The following is a 16,225-nucleotide window of genomic DNA, read 5'->3' as shown; positions in this document are numbered from 1 at the left end:
GGCTTACTGGATGCGGGTGCCGGTGGACTGCACCAGCTTGCCCCACCAGGCGGTTTCGTCCGCGATCTGCTTGGCGAACTCGGCGGGCGTGCTGGCCAGTGGTTCCGCGCCCAGCTCCTGGAAGCGGGTGCGCAGCTGCGGGTCTTGCAGCGCCTTGACCACGGCGGCGTGCAGCCGTTCGATCACCGCGGGATCGGTGCCGGCAGGCGCCATCAAACCCTTCCAGGCCATCACCACGAAGCCCTTCTGGCCGGCTTCATCGAAGGTGGGGATGTCGGGCGCGGCGGTGGCGCGCTGGTCGCTGGGCACCGCCAGCGCGCGCAGGCCACCCGCCTTGACCTGCGGCAGCAGCGCCGGCATGTTGTCGATCATGAAATCGATGTGGCCGGCCACCAGGTCGGTGATGGCGGGGCCGGTGCCTTTGTAGGGCACATGCTCGGCCTGGATGCCGGTCTGCTGCTTGAGCAGTTCGCCAGCCAGTTGCGCGGGCGAACCGTTGCCGGGGGAGCCGAACGACAGTTTGCCGGGGTTGTTGCGCGCGTACTGCAGGAACTCCTCTAGCGTCTTCACCGGCATGGACTTCGTCACCACCATCAGGTTGTGTTCGCGTTCCAGGCAGGTGATGGGCGCCAGGTCCTTGGCCGGGTTGAACGGCATGTTGGCGTACAGGCTGGGATTGATGACGGTGGGACCGGCAGCGGCCAGCAGCAGCGTGTAGCCGTCGGGCGCGGCGCGGGCCACGAAGTCGCCGCCGATGTTGCCGCCAGCGCCGGGCTTGTTCTCCACAATGACCGGCTGGCCCAGGATGGGATGCAGCGCCTCGGCCAGCAGGCGGCCCAGGATGTCGGTCGAGCCGCCCGGGGCGAAGGGCACGATCAGCCTCACGGGCTTGTCGGGATAGGCGGCCGCGGCTTGCGGCGGCAGCGCCGCGCAGGCGAAGGCGGCGGCCATGGCGCCGATCCACTTCGGCAGGTGCTTGTGCAGCATGATGGAAGTCTCCTTTGGTTTGGCGGGCCGCCGGCTTCTTGCGGCTGCGGTCCCTGTATTGCCCTAGCGGCCGGGCGTGTAGCCCGCCTGGCTCAGCGTATGGCGGGCGATGTTCAATTGATGGATCTGGCTGGTGCCCTCGTACAGGCGGAACAGGCGCACGTCGCGGTAGAAGCGTTCGATGCCGTGATCGGCGATGTAGCCATACCCGCCATGCATCTGCACACATCGGTCCGCCACGCGGCCACACATCTCGGACGCGAAGTACTTGCAGATCGAGGCGTTCAGCGTCACGTCCTCGCCCGCATCGCGCTCTCGGGCGGTTTGCAGAACCAGCGCGCGGGCGGCCTGGATCTCGGTCTGGCAGTCGGCCAGCATGGCCTGGATCAGCTGGAAGTCCATCAGCGGCTTGCCGAACTGCTGGCGCTCGGCCACGAAGCGCAACGTGTCGTCCAGCATGCGGATCGCCGGGCCGATGCACAGCGCGGCCAGATGGATGCGCTGCTTGTTCAGCACCTTCATGGCCGTCTTGAAGCCCACGCCTTCCTGGCCGCCGATGATGCAGTCTGCCGGCACGCGGCAGTCCTCGAAATGCACGGCGGAAACCGGCGATCCGGCCTGGCCCATCTTGTCGTAGGGCTGGCCGGTGGACAGGCCCGGCGTGCCGCGCTCCACGATGAATGCGGTGATGCCCTTGGCGCCAGGCGCATCGGGATCGGTGCGCGCCATGACGGTGAACAGGCCCGCCAGCGGGGCATTGGTGATGAAGCACTTCTCGCCGTTCAGCACGTAGTGGTCGCCGTCGCGCACGGCGGTGGTGCGCAGCGCAGTGGCGTCGGAACCCGCCTGCGGCTCGGTCAGGGCGAAGCAGCCGGTCAGTTCCCCGGAGGCCAGCCGCGGCAGGTAGCGGGCCTTCTGCGCGTCGGTGCCGTCCGCCACCAGCGCCTCGGAGCCGATGCCCGTGTTGGTGCCGACCCGGGCGCGAAACGCCACCGAGCATTGCGACAGTTCCATGGCCGCCAGGATCAGCTCCTCGGTCGTCATGCCGGCGCCGCCGTATTGCTCCGGGATGGAATAGCCGAACAGTCCCTGCGCGGCCATGCCGGCGACCAGGTCCTGTGGCACCTCGTCCAGGCGGGCGACCTCGGCTTCGCGCGGCGCCAGTTGCTCTCGCACGTAGCGGCGCAGCGATTCGAGGAATTGCGGGAATCCGTCAGGGTCCCTGATCATGGCTAGTCTCCGTTTCATCATGGGCGCTGATGCGTGCCGCGCCGTGTTGAATCCAGGCTAGCAAAAGGCCGCGGGATTTGAGACAAGTGTTTTGATATCTTGAACGCATGGCGGGCCGTCGCTGCTCTATGATCGGCAGGGACAGACCGCGCATTCCGCGCGCGCCGCGCCCAGGACCTCCACCATGACCACCCGCCCCGGCGAGCGCCATGCCGACCCCGCCTTCGCCACCACGCTGGCGCACGGCTTGTCAGTGCTGCAGGCGTTCCGGCATGGCGAACCCGCGCTCAGCAACCGCGAACTGGCGGACCGCACCGGCCTGTCCAAGGCCACGATTTCACGCTTGACCACCACGCTGATGCAGCGCGGCTTGCTGCGCTACGACGGGGGCTTGCGGCGGTACCGGCTTGGCACGGCGGTGTTGTCGCTGAGCTATCCGCTTCTGGCCAGCATCAAGGTTCGCCAATTGGCGCGCCCGCTGATGAAGCGCCTGGCCGATGCGGCGGGCGGCTCGGCCTCGCTGGGCATGCATCACGGCCTGAACATGGTGTACGTGGAAACCTGTCGCGGCCATGACGCCGTGTCGTTCCGGCCGGACATCGGCGCCTTGCTGCCGCTGCTGCCTTCGGCCATGGGGCGCGCCTGGCTCGCGCAGGCGCCGGCGGACGAGGCTGAGCCCTTGCTGGCGGCGCTGCGGCGCCAGGATCCCGCCGTCTGGCGGCGTCACGCGCCGGACTGGGAGCAGGCTCAGCGCGACTACGCCGAGCATGGCTATTGCGTGGGGCAGGGCGACTGGCACTCGGACGTGCACGCGGTGGCGGTGCCCATGCGCACGCGGGTCGACGGCCAGGCGCTGGTGTTCAACTGCGGCGTGCCCGTGACGCGGCTGCGGCCGGGCGACCTGCGCGGCCGCATCGCGCCGCGTCTGCTGACGCTGGTGGCGCGCGTGGAAAAAGTGCTGGAGCGCCAGAATGACGCATGACCAGGACCGGGAATTCACCACCACGCTGGCGCGTGGTATCGACATCCTGGCGTGCTTTCGCGCCGACCGCCCGGTGCTGGCCAACAAGGACTTCGCGCAGCAGACCGGCCTGTCGCGCAGCGCTGTGGCGCGCTTGACGCATACGCTGGTTGAATTGGGTTTTCTGCAACGCGAGGGCGAGCCGGCGCGCTACCGGCTGGGCGCCTCGGTGCTGGCGCTGAGCTATCCCTTGCTCGCCAGCATGCAGATCCGGCAATTGGCGCGGCCGCTGATGAAGCAGCTGGCCGACCACGCGCGCGGCGCCGTGTCGCTGGTGGTGCGTGACCGCCTCCAGATGGTGTACGTGGAGACGGCCCGCTCCAACGAAGCCTTGCAGACGCGGCCCGATATAGGCGCGGCGCTGCCGCTGTTGTCCAGCGCCGCCGGCAAGGCTTGGCTGGCGCGGGTGTCGGATGAGGAGCGGGCGGTCGTCCTGAACCAGCTGCGCGTGGCGGATCCCCGGCACTACGATGCCCACTTCCCCAGCCTGGCGGCCGCGCGCCGCGATCTGGAGCGCAAGGGATATTGCGGCAACAACCTGGAGTGGCGGCCGGACGCCTATGGCTTTGCCGCGCCGCTGGGCAGGCCCTATCAGTCGTTGCTGTACGTCTTCAATTGCGGCGTGCCGGCGCAGGACGGGCCTTACCGCGAGCGCGCGGCCGACATCGGCCCGCGCCTGGTCGCCCTGGCGCGCGAGACGGAAAGGTTGCTGGGACTGGCCTGAGACGAATCGGCCCCTTTTCCGGATTCATGACTCCAGGTCAAAAGTGTTTCGCTGTTTCCTGCCTTTTTTCGCAAGGATGACGGCGGCATACTGGACGCCTGTCTTCCGATCCGGGTTTTCCCGCGTGCCGGCCCCTTTGCGCCGGCCCGCTCTCCCGGTCGGCGCAATCGAACCCAAGGAAACCAGATGAATCCCCAGGACTCCCAGCCGGTGAAGGCCGGCCTGCCATTGCTGGCGCTCGCCGTCGGTGCCTTCGGCATCGGCGTGACCGAGTTTTCTCCCATGGGCCTGTTGCCCGTCATCGCCGAAGGGGTGGACGTGTCCATACCCAGCGCCGGCATGCTGATCAGCGCCTACGCCATCGGCGTGATGGTGGGCGCGCCGCTGATGACGCTGGCGCTGTCGCGCTGGTCGCGCCGCAACGCCTTGCTGGTGCTGATGGCGATCTTCACGGTGGGCAACGTGCTGTCCGCGCTGTCGCCCAACTACACGACGCTGCTGTTGGCGCGCCTGGTCACCAGCCTGAACCACGGCGCCTTCTTCGGCCTGGGTTCGCTGGTGGCGGCCAGCGTGGTGCCGCGCCACAAGCAGGCCAGCGCCGTGGCCACCATGTTCCTGGGGCTGACCATCGCCAACGTCGGCGGGGTGCCCGCAGCCACGTGGCTGGGTCAGGTCATAGGCTGGCGCATGTCATTCGCCGCGACCTCGGTGCTGGGCCTGATCGCGATGCTGTCGCTGTGGTTCGCGCTGCCGGCCGGCGAGGCCGGACGCCGTCCCGACATCCGCCGCGAGCTGGCCGTGTTGAAGAGTCCGGTGGTGCTGGTGGCCCTGCTCACCACGGTGCTGGGCGCGGGCGCGATGTTCACGCTTTACACCTACGTGGCGCCGACCCTGGCCGAACTGACGGGCGCATCGCCCAACTTCGTCACGGCGATGCTGGTGCTGATCGGCATCGGCTTCACTATCGGCAATACGGTGGGCGGGCGTTTTGCCGACCGTTCGCTGGATGGCAGCCTGATCGCCTTCCTGGTGCTGATCATCGCCGACTTGCTGGCATTCCCGTGGCTCGCTACGACGCAGACCGGCGCCGCGATTGCGCTGCTGATCTTCGGTTTCGGCACGTTTGCGGTGGTGCCGCCGCTGCAGATGCGCGTCATGCGCGCCGCCACCGATGCGCCGGGGCTGGCGTCGTCAGTGAACGTGGGCGCCTTCAACCTGGGTAACGCGGTAGGCGCCGCAGCGGGCGGGGGCGTGATCTCGGCGGGCATGGGCTATGCCGCGGTGCCGGTCGCCGGCGCGATCATCGCCGCAGCGGGTCTGGGCCTGGTGCTGTGGCAGCGCGCCAGCAACCAGCGCCAACGCAAGCTGGCGATGCAGGGCTGCTGAAGCCGCTACGCGCAGCAAGTAAACAGGGCGCCTATGCATGCAGGCGCCCTTTCTTCATGCAGGGAAATCGCGGCGTCGCTCAGGCCTCGATCCGTTCCACCTTCCCCACCAGCAGGATGTACGACAGCGCACCCAGCAGGGCCAGCGACGACACGTACACGATGGCGGGCGCGAAGCTGTCCTTCGTCACCAGGAAGCCGATCACGATGGGCGTGCAGATCGACGACAGGTTGCCGACGAAATTGAACACCCCGCCCGTCAGGCCCAGGAGGCGCACCGGCGCCAGCGTGGACACCAGCGACCAGGTGATCGACGCCAGGCCGTTGCCGAAGAAGGCTACGGCCAGGAAGAAGATCACCCAAGGCGTGGAGTCGGTGAAGTTGGCGCCGATCATGGACGTGGATATCAGCAGGCCCAGGATGATGGGCAGCTTGCGCGCCAGGCCGACGGTGGCGCCGCGGCGGATCAGGAAGTCGGACAGCACGCCCGAGCACAGCACGCCGATGAAGGCCGCCAGGAAGGGCACCGACGCCAGGAAGCCGGACTTGATGAAGTCCATGCCGCGGTACTTGACCAGGTAAGTGGGGAACCAGGTCAGGAAGAACCACAGCGTGGACGTCAGGCAGAACTGGCCCAGGTACACGCCCCACAGCTTGCGCTTGCTCATGACCAGGCCCAGGTCGTTCCAGTTGAACGGGGCCTTCTTTTCCTTGACGCTGCGGTCCAGGTCGACCACGCCGCCGCCCTGCTGGATCAGCTCGATTTCTGCCGCGTTCGCGCCCTTGAACTGCCGCGGCTCGCGGTAGATCATGAACCACAGCACGCCCCATACGATGCCCAGAAGGCCGGTGCTGACGAACACCATGTGCCAACCGTAGTGGTGCTGCAACCAGGCCAGCACCGGCGTCAGGAACGCCAGGCCGACGAACTGGCCCGAGGTATAGAAGCCGATGGCGGTGGCGCGTTCGCGTTCCGGGAACCAGGTGGTGACGACGCGGTTGTTGATCGGATAGGCCGGGGCTTCCAGCGCGCCCACGGCCAGGCGCAGCACGAACAGGATGACGAAGCTGCCGGCAAAGCCCATGAAGAACGTGGCTGCCGACCACAGGATCAGCGCGGCCGCGTACAGCACGCGCGGCGACACGCGGTCCACCAGCCAGCCGCCGGGGATCTGCATGGCGGCGTAAGTCCAGCCGAAGGCCGACAGGATCAGGCCTTCATGCACGGTGTCCAGGCCGAACTCGTCCTTGAGCGCGGGTGCTGCGATCGACAGGTTGCTGCGGTCCAGGTAGTTGATGACGACGGTGATGAACAGCATCACCATGATGAGGTACCGGCTGCGCGTGGGGCGCTGGGCGCCCTGCAGGCCGGCGTGGGTGGCAGTGGACAAGGGATGTCTCCTCTTTCTCTCTATCGGCTGATTTTTATCGGCTTACCATTCGGCGAAGCTGCCGTCGGCGTGGCGCCAGATCGGGTTGCGCCAGCGGTGGCCCACGGCGGCGCGTTCCTTCACGTATTCCTCGTTGACCTCGATGCCCAGGCCCGGGCCTTGCGGAATCGCGACCATGCCGTCTTCGTAGGCGAAGACTTCGCGGTTGCTGACGTAGTCCAGCAGGTCGTTGGCGGCGTTGTAGTGGATGCCCAGGCTTTGTTCCTGGATGAAGGCGTTGTAGCAACCGGCGTCGATCTGCAGGCAGGTGGCCAGCGCGATCGGGCCCAGCGGGCAGTGCAGCGCCAGCGCCACGTCATAGGCTTCGGCCATGGCCGCGATCTTGCGGGTCTCGGTGATGCCGCCGGCGTGCGACGGGTCAGGCTGGATAATGTCCACATAGCCTTCGGACAGCACGCGCTTGAAGTCCCAGCGCGAGAACAGGCGTTCGCCCAGCGCGATCGGGGTGGAGGTCAGCGGGGCCAGTTCCTTCAATGCTTCGTAGTGTTCGCTCAGCACGGGTTCTTCGATGAACATGAGCTTGAACGGGTCCAGCTCCTTCATCAGCACCTTGGCCATGGGCTTGTGCACGCGGCCATGGAAGTCCACGCCTATGCCTACGTTGGGGCCGACCGCGTCGCGCACGGCGGCCACGTTCTCCAGGCACTTCTCGACCTTGTCGAAGGAATCGATGTACTGCAGTTCCTCGGTGCCGTTCATCTTCACGGCGGTGAAGCCACGCTCCACGGCGCTCTTGGCGGCCGCGGCGGTGTCGGCCGGGCGGTCGCCGCCGATCCACGAGTACACGCGGATGCGGTCGCGCACGTTGCCGCCCAGCAGCTGCGACACGGGTACGCCCAGGTCCTTGCCCTTGATGTCCCACAGGGCCTGGTCGATGCCGGCCAGCGCGCTCATGTGGATGGCGCCGCCGCGGTAGAAGCCGCCGCGGTACAGCACGGTCCAGTGGTCTTCGATGTTGCGGGGGTCTTTGCCGATCAGGTAGTCGGATAGTTCCTCGACGGCGGCGGCGACCGAATGGGCGCGGCCTTCGACGACCGGTTCGCCCCAGCCTACGATGCCGGCGTCCGTTTCAATCTTCAGGAAGCACCACCGCGGCGGCACGATGTAGGTGGTGAGCTTGGTGATCTTCATGCTTGGGTCTCCTGGGCGGGATAGGCGCGTTGCCAGGCCGCGATGAATGCGCGCGCGTTCTGGCCGACTTGGGCGGCCGACAGGCCGGGTTTGTACAAGGCGGAGCCCAGGCCGAAGCCGCTGGCGCCCGCCTGGGCGTAAATCGCGATGTTGTCGGGCGTGATGCCGCCCACGGGCGCCAGCGCGATCGGCGGGCGCAGCACGGCGCGCCAGGCCTTCAGCACGACGGGGCCGAGTTGTTCGGCCGGAAACATCTTCAGCACGTCGGCGCCGGCCGCCAGTGCGGCGTAGGCTTCGGTGGGCGTGGCCACGCCGGGGCAGGAGGCCATGCCTAGCGCCTTGGCCGCGCGGATCACTGCGGCGTCGCTGTGCGGCATGACGATCAGTTCGCCGCCGGCCTGCTGCACGCGGGCGCAGTCCTCGGGATCCAGCACGGTGCCCGCGCCGATCAGGCAGTCGGTGGGCAGCGCCGCGCGCATGGCGCGGATGCTGTCCAGCGGATCGGGCGAATTCAGCGGCACTTCGATCAGGCGAAAGCCCGCGGCATAGAGTTCCTGCCCTATGGCTTCGGCCTCGGCGGGCTTGATGCCGCGCAGGATGGCGATCAGGCCGCAGTGGGCCATGGCGGTTTGCAGACCGGGATGGTTCATGTTTGGTTCCTATTCCGTGGGGGGCGAGGCGATCAGCCCGGCGCAGATGGCCAGGTGCCACAGGCCGCGCTCGGTGGCGTTCTGCGCCTGTTCGGGCGTGCCCAGGCCGTAGTGCTGCATGGCCTGGATGTAGCGCCGGCACAGCGCGGGGTCGCCGCAAAGCACGATGCGGGGCAGTTCGCCCTGCTGCTGCAGCATGTCGGCAAGCGCCGCGATTTCATGGCCGATGAGCAGGCCCGACAGATAGTCAGCCTGCGATTCGGGCGCCAGTTCGCCGGTCAGGCCGAGCGCGCGCGTGCTGAAGATGGTGGACAGCACGCCCGCGCGGCCGGCGGGCGCTCCGGCAACTTTCAGGCCGCGCTCGAAGGCGGCCATGTCGGCGCTGGCGGCGTCGGCCATGGTCCGGCCCAGGATGGTGTGGCCGCGCAGCGCCGCGTAGACCTCGCCGGTCATGAAGGTGTCGAAGTGGGTGACGCGGCCGCGGCGGGCGCTGACCCACTTCGAATGCGTGCCGGGCAGGCCTATCAGGACGCTGTCGGCGCTGCGGGTCGCCTGGTCCGCCATCACGCCGACGACCTGGGTTTCTTCGCCGCGTATGACGTTGGGCAGGCCATGGCGCTGGATCAGGCCGGGCACGATGTGCAGGGCAGGGCCGTCCTCGCGTTCGACCTTGGTCAGCAGCGTGCCGATGCGCTGCAGGTCGACCGGCACGTCCAGGTAGGCGGCTTCCTTCCAGCCCTGGGCGCTGCCGACCATGCCGCAGGCGATCACAGGCAGGGCCGGTTCGGCGCGCAGCCAATCGCCGCAAGCCTGTTCGAAGGCCAGCTCGAAGCCCGACAGGGCGGTGGTGGCGGCGCCGTCCTGCAGCGGCTGCGGCAGGCGCATGATGCCCCAGGGCAGATGGCGCGTATCCAGCGTGCGGCCGGCGGCATCCAGACGGTAGGCGCGCAGCGAGGAGGTGCCCCAATCCAGCGCGATAAGCGCCGCGCGGGCGGGAGATCCGGTAGTCATCAGAAGCTGTCTCGTTTCCGGCCGCAAACCGGGCTGCGGACGCGCGGTGAGGCTGGCGCGGGGGCAGGGCTCTGCGGACCTTGTTGTCTCAGGCCCGCCGGATGTTCGTGAGCACGCGGCGGGCGATGGGAAAAATTCTAGATCAGCGCTTGAAAAATCTCAAAATATAGAATTAAATCCCACATACAGGGAAAGAACGGTGATGAGGCGCGCTCCCTGCGCCTGGAGCATCCTCCGGGCATATCGCCCGGAAAGCGCGCCTTTTCCCCGCATCTCGCTGCGATGGTGGCGGTTATGCTTGCAATCGTTCTCTTTGTCGCCTGGCCCCGCTTTCATGACCTCTACGCAGACTCCCGACCGTACGCCCACCCTGGACCCCGATGGCGCCGCGCCCGCCGGCACGCAGACGCTGATGCGCGGCCTGGCGGTGGTGCAGGCCGTGTCCGGCGGCGCGCGCGACCTGAAGGAAATCTGCGCCCGCATCGGCGTGGCGCGCAGCACCACGCACCGGCTGGCCAGCTGCCTGGTGCAGGAACGCTATCTGCGGTCCCTGCCCGGCGTGGGCTATGTGCTGGGGCCGAAGCTGATCGAACTGGGTTTCCAGGCGCGCGAAGCCTTTCCGATGGCGACGCTGGCGCGTCCTTATCTGGACAGCCTGGCGGAACAGACGGGCGACACCATCCACCTGGCCGTGCGCGACAACGACGAAGTCCTGTACCTGGAAAAGATCCCCGGCAAGAAGGGGCTGGAGATGCGCTCGCGCGTGGGGCACCGCATGCCGCTGGCCGCCACGGGCGTGGGCAAAGCCTTGCTGCTGGATACCGAAGAACCGCAGTGGAAAGCGCTATACCGTGTCGGCGCGCCGGTGTCGTCGCGCGCGGGAGGCGGCAGCCAGACCTGGGAGGCCTTCCGCGACCGTATGCGCGACTATGCCGCCCACGGCTACGCGTTCGACCTGGAAGACAACGAACCGTCGATCCGCTGCGTGGCGGCGCCCGTGCGCGACGCGTCCAGCGGCATCGTCGCCGCCATCAGTGTGTCCAGCACGGTGCCCTATATGTCGCTGGATCGCATGCGCGACATGGTCGCCGTGGTGCAGGGCGCCGCAGCGGGGATTTCAGCGGAACTGGGATGGAAGGTGGACCGCGGCTGAGGCCGCGGCCCTGTGTCTTATTCCAGCGGCAGCGTCAGCACGCCCTGCGGGGCCGGACGCATCATGACGCGGCGGTACCAGGCCGACAGCGCCGGCGTGTCCGGTCGTTCGATCGGCAGGGCCAGCCAGCGGTGGGCGGAGCAGACCAGGGCGATATCACCCATGGTCAGTTGGCGGCCGGCGATGAACTCGCGGCCCTGCAGGGCCTGGTCCAGGATCAGGGCACGGGCATTCGAACGCTTGACCGAGTTTTCGATGGCGGCGCGGTCGCGCTTTTCCTCGGGCGTGCGGATCAGGCCCAGGAACGCCGGACCCATGACGCCCTGCCATTCGGTGGCCTGCCAGTCCATCCAGCGGTCGGCGTCGGCGCGCAGGCATACGTCTTCCGGCCACAGGCTGCCGACGCCGTAGCGCGCGGACAGATAGCGCACGATAGCGTTCGATTCCCACAGCACGAAGCCGCCGTCGTCGATGACGGGGACCGTACGGTTGGGATTCAGCTTGGCGAATTCGGGCGTATCGACCACGCCGAACGGACCGCCAGCCTGCGTGAAGGAGTGCGGCAGGGCCAGTTCGCGCACCGCCAGCATGACTTTCTGAACGTTGACGGAAGTCAGGCGTCCCCAGATCTTCAACATAACCATTCCTTTAGTGTCAGACGGGCGGCAGCTGCCGCCGTGCAAAGCCGCTGTCGCGCGAGAAGCGCGTCCAGTTGAAAGCGGGTCCGGGATCGGTCTTGCGGCCCGGGGCGATGTGTTCATGGCCCCAGGCGGCGGCCAGCGGATGGCGCGCGCGCAGAGCCGGCGTCAGCTTGCGCAGCGCCAGGTATTGCTCTTCGGCATAGGGCAGGGTATCCGTGCCCTCGAGCTCGATGCCGATGGAAAAGTCATTGCAGCGTTCGCGGCCGGCAAAACGCGACACGCCCGCATGCCAGGCGCGTTCGTCGGTGGATACGAACTGGATGATGCTGCCGTCGCGGCGGATGAAGAAATGCGCCGACACGCGCAGGCCGCGCAGCCGTTCCAGCCAGGGATGCGAACCGTAGTCCAGCGTATTCAGGAACAGCCCCGCGACTTCAGGGCCGCCGAATCGCCCCGGCGGCAGGCTGATGTTGTGCAGCACCAGCAGCGACGCCTGCGCGCCGGCAGGGCGCGCGTCGCAGTTGGGGGAGGGCATGAGCGAAACACCCGGGGCTGGCGCCAGCCAGCCATGACGATCCAGAAGCAAGGCCATGGGAAGAGAGCATGCGTGTGGTTTCCAACACGCATTATGCCGTGCAGGGCGGCAAGCCTCTAATCAGGCGGATCAGTGCCGGGCCGGGCCCAGGCGCGCGTGTTCCGAGCTGCACCAGGTCTGGCCGTTCTGCTGCAAGGCTTCGGACCGAGGCAGATGGATGCCACAGTGGGCGCAGCGCACCATGGACTCCAGCGGCTTGGGGCCGCGCGCATCGGCCTTGGGCTTTTTCGCGCCCTGCTGGCCGGCTTGCCGCGCCGCGGCCATGCGGCCCGCCAGACGGGCCACGAACAGCACCAGGATGATCAGAACAATCCAGAACAGCAACTTGCCCACTTCAACCTCGATGCAGAATCATTTCCAGCACGAACCGGCTGCCGGTATAGGCCAGAATCAGGAACCCGAAACCCGTCAGCGTCCAGCGCAGGGCGACGCGGCCGCGCCAGCCCCAGACGTGGCGGCCGGCCAGCAGCACGCCGAAGGTCAGCCATGACAGCAGCGTGAACACGGTCTTGTGGTCGAAGGGCAGGATCTTGCCCGTCAGCTTCATGGACGCCACCGAACCCGTGCCCACGGCCAGCGTCAGCACGATGAAGCCGATCCAGATGATGCGGAACAGCAGCTGTTCCTGCACCAGCAGCGGCGGCTGGGAGTCCAGCACGCGGCCGACGATGCTGCGTTCGGCGGGAGCTTCCAGCGGGCGATGCAGATGGCGGTCCAGCAGCGCCATCATCATGGCGTGCAGCGCGGCGATGGTGATCAGGCCGTAGGCCGCCAGGGCGATCAGCAGGTGGACGCGCAGCCACGCGTCGTTGGCATGGGGCACGAATTGGCCCTGGGGAAAGATTGCGGCCAGGCCGCTGGCGATGGTGGCTGCCGGCAGCAGCAGCAATTGCAGGCCGTCTATGCGTACCAGCAGGCTTTCCAGCCAGAACACCACCATGCCCAGCCAGATGGCCGCGGACAGGGCCAACGCCCACCCGATGAACAGATGCTGGGCCCCCAGCATCGATTGTTGCAGCCCGATTCCATGGAGAACCAGGGCACCCAGCAGGCACAGGCGGGCGATTTTGCCGGTCTGTTCCACGCCGCCGCCACGGGCCAGGCGGATCCAAAGCGACCCTCCCAGCACCGCGTACGCCAAGGCAGCCGCCGTGTGAAATACAATGCCTAGTGACATAGAAACCGTTGTCTGGATGGGGCCTTGGGGCGCATGCCGCCCGAAAGCGCAGAATCCGCGCCTGCGGCCACCGTTCAATCAACTAGTTTAAGCGGAAACGCCTCTCATGCTCGATAACCTAACTCAACGCCTGTCGCGCGTCGTCAAGACGCTGCGCGGGGAAGCCCGCCTGACCGAGGCCAACACCCAGGAGATGCTGCGCGAAGTGCGCATGGCGCTGCTGGAAGCCGACGTGGCACTGCCCGTCGTGCGCGAGTTCGTCGCGCGCGTGAAGGAAAAGGCGCTGGGCGAAGAAGTCGCCAGCAGCCTCAGCCCGGGCCAGGCCCTGGTGGGCGTGGTCCACAAGGAACTGACCGCCCTGATGGGCGGCGACCTGGGCGCCGACTCCGGCGAACTGTCGCTGGCGGTGCAGCCGCCTGCCGTCATCCTGATGGCAGGCCTGCAGGGCGCCGGCAAGACCACCACCACCGGCAAGCTGGCGCGCTGGCTCAGCGAAGGCCAGCACACCCAGCACGGCCGCAAGACTGGCAAGAAGAAAGTGCTGGTGGTGTCCGCCGACGTCTACCGCCCGGCCGCTATCGATCAGCTGAAGAGCGTGGCAGCACAGGTGGGCGTGGACTTCCTGCCGTCCGACCCCAGCCAGAAGCCCGAGGACATCGCCCGTAACGCGGTGGACCACGCGCGCCGCCATCACTATGACGTGCTGATCCTGGACACGGCCGGCCGTTTGGGCATCGACGAAGCCATGATGCGCGAAATCCGCGCGCTGCATGACCTGGTCAAGCCGGTGGAAACGCTGTTCGTGGTCGACGCCATGCAGGGCCAGGACGCAGTCAACACCGCGCGCGCCTTTGCCGAAGCGCTGCCCCTGACCGGCGTGGTGCTGACCAAGCTGGACGGCGACGCCCGCGGCGGCGCGGCCCTGTCGGTGCGCCACGTTACCGGCAAGCCCCTGAAGTTCGTCGGCGTCTCGGAAAAGCTCGATGGCCTGGAGCCGTTCTATCCCGAGCGCATGGCGCAGCGCGTGCTGGGCATGGGCGACATCGTCTCGCTGGTCGAACAGGCCCAGAAAAACATCGACATCGCCGAAGCCCAGAAGCTCGCCGCGAAGATCAAGTCGGGCAACAAGTTCGACCTGAACGACTTTCGCGACCAGCTGGGCCAGGTGAAGAAGCTGGGCGACATGGGCTCGCTGCTGGAAAAGCTGCCCGCCCAGTTTCAACAGGCTGCCGGCCAATTGCAGGGCGGCCAGGCTGAAAAGCAGCTGCGCCGCACCGAAGGCATCCTGAACTCCATGACGGCGGCCGAACGCGCCAAGCCCGAGCTCATCAAGGCCTCGCGCAAGCGTCGCATCGCGGCTGGTTCCGGCGTGCCGGTGCAGGAAGTCAACCGCCTGCTCGCGCAGTTCGACCAGATGCAGGGCATGATGAAGCAGATGAAGAAGGGCGGCATGGCCAAGATGATGCGCGCCATGGGCGGGATGAAGGGCTTGGGCCGCTTCGGAATGAAGTGATGCCCCCACGGCGCGCGCACTGCGTGCGCTGGCGGTGCCCCCCAAAAGGGGGCGCTTTTTCCCTAGGCAGCCCTGCGGAAAAGACCCTTCTTGCGCCGGACCGGAATGCCCCTGTTGGGGCATTTTTCATTGGAGAGACGGGCGAAAAAAATGGCCAGACATTGCGTCTGGCCAAGTAATCGCGGCTAGCAGGGGGCGCCTGCCGCGATGCAAGCCGGAAAGCGCATGGGTGCCTTCCAGCCTGTCCGATTTACGGCAATGATCAGGACAGGGGCGGGATACGCAGCACCTGGCCCGGGTAGATCTTGTCGGGGCTGGTCAGCATGGGCTTGTTGGCTTCGAAGATCAGGTTGTTCTTCGCGCCCTGGCCCTTGCCGTATTGCGCTTCGGCAATCTTCCACAGGTTGTCGCCCTTCTGCACCGTGTACATCTTGGCTTCCGGGGTGGCCTGCTTCACCTTCAGTTGGTTGTCCACCTGGGCCACGCCCACGGTGTTGCCCAGCGCCAGAGTGATTTTCTCCGCCGCTTCAGTGCTGAGGGCCTCGCCCGCCACCGTGACCTTGTCGCCATCGACCGAGATCTGCAAGCCGTCGGCATTCAGGCCGTGCTTATCGAGCTCTTTCTTCAATTCGTCCGCCGTCGCGGCCTTGGCCTCGCTGGCGCCGAAGAGCTTTTCTCCAACGTCCTTGATGAAATTGAGCAGACCCATAGCGTTTCCTTTATCTATGTTGCGGTGAGAGAAACAAGTGCCATCAGGGCTTTTGGCCCATGAACATTTTGCGCACGATGCCGGCGATCAAGGTCAGCACGGCGCCACCGACGCCGCCGCCGACCACGCTGCTGGCGATCGCGGAAAGATCCAGTCCCGTATTGCCTGCTGCAACCGCGTTCGCTCCGGCGGTGATCATCGGAGCCAGCCAGGAACCCCCTGCCAGGCCGCCGATGGCGCCTGCGATGGTATTGCCCAACGGACCCAGATTGAACTGCTGGAGCATCTTTCCCAAGCCATTGCCTGCGGCAGCGCCGGCGACAAGCTGGATGATCAGGTTGATGATGACTGCGGTGTTCATGATGCCTCCTCTGCCCCGCGAGGGCGATGTGCAACGCTAGAACAACAGCAAGACGAACGTACGAAACCAGCAGGAACGATTATGACTCGCACATTCCCCGGGCGACGAGGGGTTAACGTGTAACAGGTTGCTAGCTTGTTGGCAGACTACGCAAGAATGCTGGTCAGTTTGCAGGGAATGCGCCGCGATCGGTCTAAACCGCATCGGGCGCGCGGCTACATGCGACAAGGGCCGCTATCGCAGCGGCCCTTGTCTTGGCTGTCTTTCAGCGCGGCGCCGGTGTCAGCCGCCGCCCACGGCCACCACGATTTCGATCTGGTCGCCGTCCGTCAGCGCGGTCTGCGCGTGCTGGCTCTTGGGCACGATTTCGCCGTTGCGTTCCACGGCCACGCGCTTGCCGGCATAGCCCAGGGCTTCCAGCAGCTCGTTCACGGTCGTGTCCAGGGGAAACTCCCGTGCGTCTCCGTTCAGGGTGATGTGCATGCA

At 66.9% G+C, this 16,225-nt stretch carries 18 protein-coding genes; 5 read left to right on the top strand and 13 right to left on the bottom strand.

Annotated features, from left to right (window positions below; genetic code table 11):
* Positions 1–3: 3 nt before the first annotated feature.
* Together HV793_RS03890 and HV793_RS03885 are read right to left on the bottom strand one after the other, a co-directional pair.
* Positions 4–987 carry a Bug family tripartite tricarboxylate transporter substrate binding protein gene (locus tag HV793_RS03890; RefSeq protein WP_119450472.1) on the bottom strand — a complete coding sequence of 328 codons (984 nt, stop codon included), beginning with the start codon at positions 985–987 and terminating at the stop codon, positions 4–6.
* A 63-nt stretch (positions 988–1,050) separates the two neighbouring features.
* Positions 1,051–2,217 (bottom strand): acyl-CoA dehydrogenase family protein, encoded by a 1,167-nt coding sequence (locus tag HV793_RS03885; protein ID WP_175212700.1) that lies wholly within the window; start codon positions 2,215–2,217, stop codon positions 1,051–1,053.
* A 184-nt stretch (positions 2,218–2,401) separates the two neighbouring features.
* Between HV793_RS03885 and HV793_RS03880 the strand changes: the two genes are divergently transcribed.
* From HV793_RS03880 to HV793_RS03870, 3 genes are all read left to right on the top strand, one after another.
* Positions 2,402–3,199, top strand: a complete 798-nt coding sequence (locus HV793_RS03880; RefSeq protein WP_175212699.1) for an IclR family transcriptional regulator — start codon at positions 2,402–2,404, stop codon at positions 3,197–3,199.
* Entirely contained in the window at positions 3,189–3,962 is a 774-nt protein-coding gene (locus HV793_RS03875; RefSeq protein WP_119450469.1) for an IclR family transcriptional regulator, read from the top strand. The genes HV793_RS03880 and HV793_RS03875 overlap by 11 nt, the downstream gene beginning before the upstream one ends.
* Before the next feature lie 186 nt (positions 3,963–4,148).
* Positions 4,149–5,348, top strand: coding sequence for an MFS transporter (locus HV793_RS03870; protein ID WP_054459320.1), 1,200 nt, complete (start codon positions 4,149–4,151; stop codon positions 5,346–5,348).
* 79 nt (positions 5,349–5,427) lie between these two features.
* Here HV793_RS03870 and HV793_RS03865 read toward each other — a convergent pair whose 3' ends face one another.
* Genes HV793_RS03865 through HV793_RS03850 form a run of 4 tightly spaced genes read right to left on the bottom strand, consistent with a single transcriptional unit; the run spans position 5,428 to position 9,590 of the window.
* Positions 5,428–6,738 carry an MFS transporter gene (locus HV793_RS03865; protein ID WP_119450466.1) on the bottom strand — a complete coding sequence of 437 codons (1,311 nt, stop codon included), beginning with the start codon at positions 6,736–6,738 and terminating at the stop codon, positions 5,428–5,430.
* Between the two features lie 42 nt (positions 6,739–6,780).
* Complete coding sequence (dgoD, locus tag HV793_RS03860) at positions 6,781–7,929, bottom strand: galactonate dehydratase (protein ID WP_054459324.1); 1,149 nt, start codon at positions 7,927–7,929, stop codon at positions 6,781–6,783.
* Positions 7,926–8,579, bottom strand: a complete 654-nt coding sequence (locus HV793_RS03855) for a 2-dehydro-3-deoxy-6-phosphogalactonate aldolase (protein ID WP_054459326.1) — start codon at positions 8,577–8,579, stop codon at positions 7,926–7,928. Before HV793_RS03855 ends, dgoD begins: the two co-directional genes overlap by 4 nt.
* Positions 8,580–8,588: 9 nt before the next feature.
* A complete protein-coding gene (locus tag HV793_RS03850; RefSeq protein WP_054459328.1) occupies positions 8,589–9,590 on the bottom strand; it encodes a 2-dehydro-3-deoxygalactonokinase in 1,002 nt (333 codons plus the stop codon).
* A gap of 334 nt (positions 9,591–9,924) precedes the next feature.
* On the opposite strand from HV793_RS03850, the gene HV793_RS03845 reads away from it, so the two are divergent.
* The gene (locus HV793_RS03845; protein ID WP_054459330.1) at positions 9,925–10,743 is read left to right on the top strand and encodes an IclR family transcriptional regulator; all 819 of its coding nucleotides are present in this window, start codon (positions 9,925–9,927) and stop codon (positions 10,741–10,743) included.
* A 17-nt stretch (positions 10,744–10,760) separates the two neighbouring features.
* Here the strand turns inward: HV793_RS03845 and HV793_RS03840 are convergent, their stop codons facing one another.
* The 4 genes from HV793_RS03840 to HV793_RS03825 all read right to left on the bottom strand — a co-directional run bounded on the left by HV793_RS03840 (position 10,761) and on the right by HV793_RS03825 (position 13,156).
* Complete coding sequence (locus HV793_RS03840; RefSeq protein WP_054459332.1) at positions 10,761–11,381, bottom strand: glutathione S-transferase family protein; 621 nt, start codon at positions 11,379–11,381, stop codon at positions 10,761–10,763.
* 16 nt (positions 11,382–11,397) lie between these two features.
* Entirely contained in the window at positions 11,398–11,976 is a 579-nt protein-coding gene (ampD, locus tag HV793_RS03835; protein WP_119450465.1) for a 1,6-anhydro-N-acetylmuramyl-L-alanine amidase AmpD, read from the bottom strand.
* A 72-nt stretch (positions 11,977–12,048) separates the two neighbouring features.
* A complete protein-coding gene (locus tag HV793_RS03830) occupies positions 12,049–12,312 on the bottom strand; it encodes a PP0621 family protein (RefSeq protein WP_158598561.1) in 264 nt (87 codons plus the stop codon).
* Position 12,313: 1 nt separating this feature from the next.
* A complete protein-coding gene (locus tag HV793_RS03825) occupies positions 12,314–13,156 on the bottom strand; it encodes a cytochrome C assembly family protein (RefSeq protein ID WP_054459338.1) in 843 nt (280 codons plus the stop codon).
* Between the two features lie 106 nt (positions 13,157–13,262).
* Between HV793_RS03825 and ffh the strand changes: the two genes are divergently transcribed.
* Positions 13,263–14,669, top strand: coding sequence for a signal recognition particle protein (gene ffh, locus HV793_RS03820; RefSeq protein ID WP_054459340.1), 1,407 nt, complete (start codon positions 13,263–13,265; stop codon positions 14,667–14,669).
* A 262-nt stretch (positions 14,670–14,931) separates the two neighbouring features.
* Here ffh and lysM read toward each other — a convergent pair whose 3' ends face one another.
* From lysM to thiS, 3 genes are all read right to left on the bottom strand, one after another.
* Complete coding sequence (gene lysM / locus HV793_RS03815; protein WP_054459342.1) at positions 14,932–15,378, bottom strand: peptidoglycan-binding protein LysM; 447 nt, start codon at positions 15,376–15,378, stop codon at positions 14,932–14,934.
* Between the two features lie 43 nt (positions 15,379–15,421).
* The gene (locus HV793_RS03810; RefSeq protein WP_054459343.1) at positions 15,422–15,739 is read right to left on the bottom strand and encodes a hypothetical protein; all 318 of its coding nucleotides are present in this window, start codon (positions 15,737–15,739) and stop codon (positions 15,422–15,424) included.
* A 282-nt stretch (positions 15,740–16,021) separates the two neighbouring features.
* Positions 16,022–16,222 carry a sulfur carrier protein ThiS gene (gene thiS / locus HV793_RS03805; RefSeq protein WP_054459345.1) on the bottom strand — a complete coding sequence of 67 codons (201 nt, stop codon included), beginning with the start codon at positions 16,220–16,222 and terminating at the stop codon, positions 16,022–16,024.
* Positions 16,223–16,225: the final 3 nt, after the last annotated feature.

The sequence above is a fragment of the Achromobacter aegrifaciens genome (assembly GCF_902859965.1).
GTDB classification, from domain to species: Bacteria; Pseudomonadota; Gammaproteobacteria; order Burkholderiales; family Burkholderiaceae_B; genus Achromobacter; species Achromobacter aegrifaciens.
This window is presented reverse-complemented; position numbering and strand designations above follow the sequence as displayed.

What these genes read in the sequence shown, in the direction of transcription:
- HV793_RS03890 (WP_119450472.1), bottom strand. Translation starts at nt 987, where the DNA reads ATGCTGCACAAGCACCTGCCGAAGTGGATCGGCGCCATGGCCGCCGCC.
- HV793_RS03885 (WP_175212700.1), bottom strand. Translation starts at nt 2,217, where the DNA reads ATGATCAGGGACCCTGACGGATTCCCGCAATTCCTCGAATCGCTGCGC.
- HV793_RS03880 (WP_175212699.1), top strand. Translation starts at nt 2,402, where the DNA reads ATGACCACCCGCCCCGGCGAGCGCCATGCCGACCCCGCCTTCGCCACC.
- HV793_RS03875 (WP_119450469.1), top strand. Translation starts at nt 3,189, where the DNA reads ATGACGCATGACCAGGACCGGGAATTCACCACCACGCTGGCGCGTGGT.
- HV793_RS03870 (WP_054459320.1), top strand. Translation starts at nt 4,149, where the DNA reads ATGAATCCCCAGGACTCCCAGCCGGTGAAGGCCGGCCTGCCATTGCTG.
- dgoD (WP_054459324.1), bottom strand. Translation starts at nt 7,929, where the DNA reads ATGAAGATCACCAAGCTCACCACCTACATCGTGCCGCCGCGGTGGTGC.
- HV793_RS03855 (WP_054459326.1), bottom strand. Translation starts at nt 8,579, where the DNA reads ATGAACCATCCCGGTCTGCAAACCGCCATGGCCCACTGCGGCCTGATC.
- HV793_RS03850 (WP_054459328.1), bottom strand. Translation starts at nt 9,590, where the DNA reads ATGACTACCGGATCTCCCGCCCGCGCGGCGCTTATCGCGCTGGATTGG.
- HV793_RS03845 (WP_054459330.1), top strand. Translation starts at nt 9,925, where the DNA reads ATGACCTCTACGCAGACTCCCGACCGTACGCCCACCCTGGACCCCGAT.
- HV793_RS03840 (WP_054459332.1), bottom strand. Translation starts at nt 11,381, where the DNA reads ATGTTGAAGATCTGGGGACGCCTGACTTCCGTCAACGTTCAGAAAGTC.
- ampD (WP_119450465.1), bottom strand. Translation starts at nt 11,976, where the DNA reads ATGGCCTTGCTTCTGGATCGTCATGGCTGGCTGGCGCCAGCCCCGGGT.
- HV793_RS03825 (WP_054459338.1), bottom strand. Translation starts at nt 13,156, where the DNA reads ATGTCACTAGGCATTGTATTTCACACGGCGGCTGCCTTGGCGTACGCG.
- ffh (WP_054459340.1), top strand. Translation starts at nt 13,263, where the DNA reads ATGCTCGATAACCTAACTCAACGCCTGTCGCGCGTCGTCAAGACGCTG.
- lysM (WP_054459342.1), bottom strand. Translation starts at nt 15,378, where the DNA reads ATGGGTCTGCTCAATTTCATCAAGGACGTTGGAGAAAAGCTCTTCGGC.
- HV793_RS03810 (WP_054459343.1), bottom strand. Translation starts at nt 15,739, where the DNA reads ATGAACACCGCAGTCATCATCAACCTGATCATCCAGCTTGTCGCCGGC.
- thiS (WP_054459345.1), bottom strand. Translation starts at nt 16,222, where the DNA reads ATGCACATCACCCTGAACGGAGACGCACGGGAGTTTCCCCTGGACACG.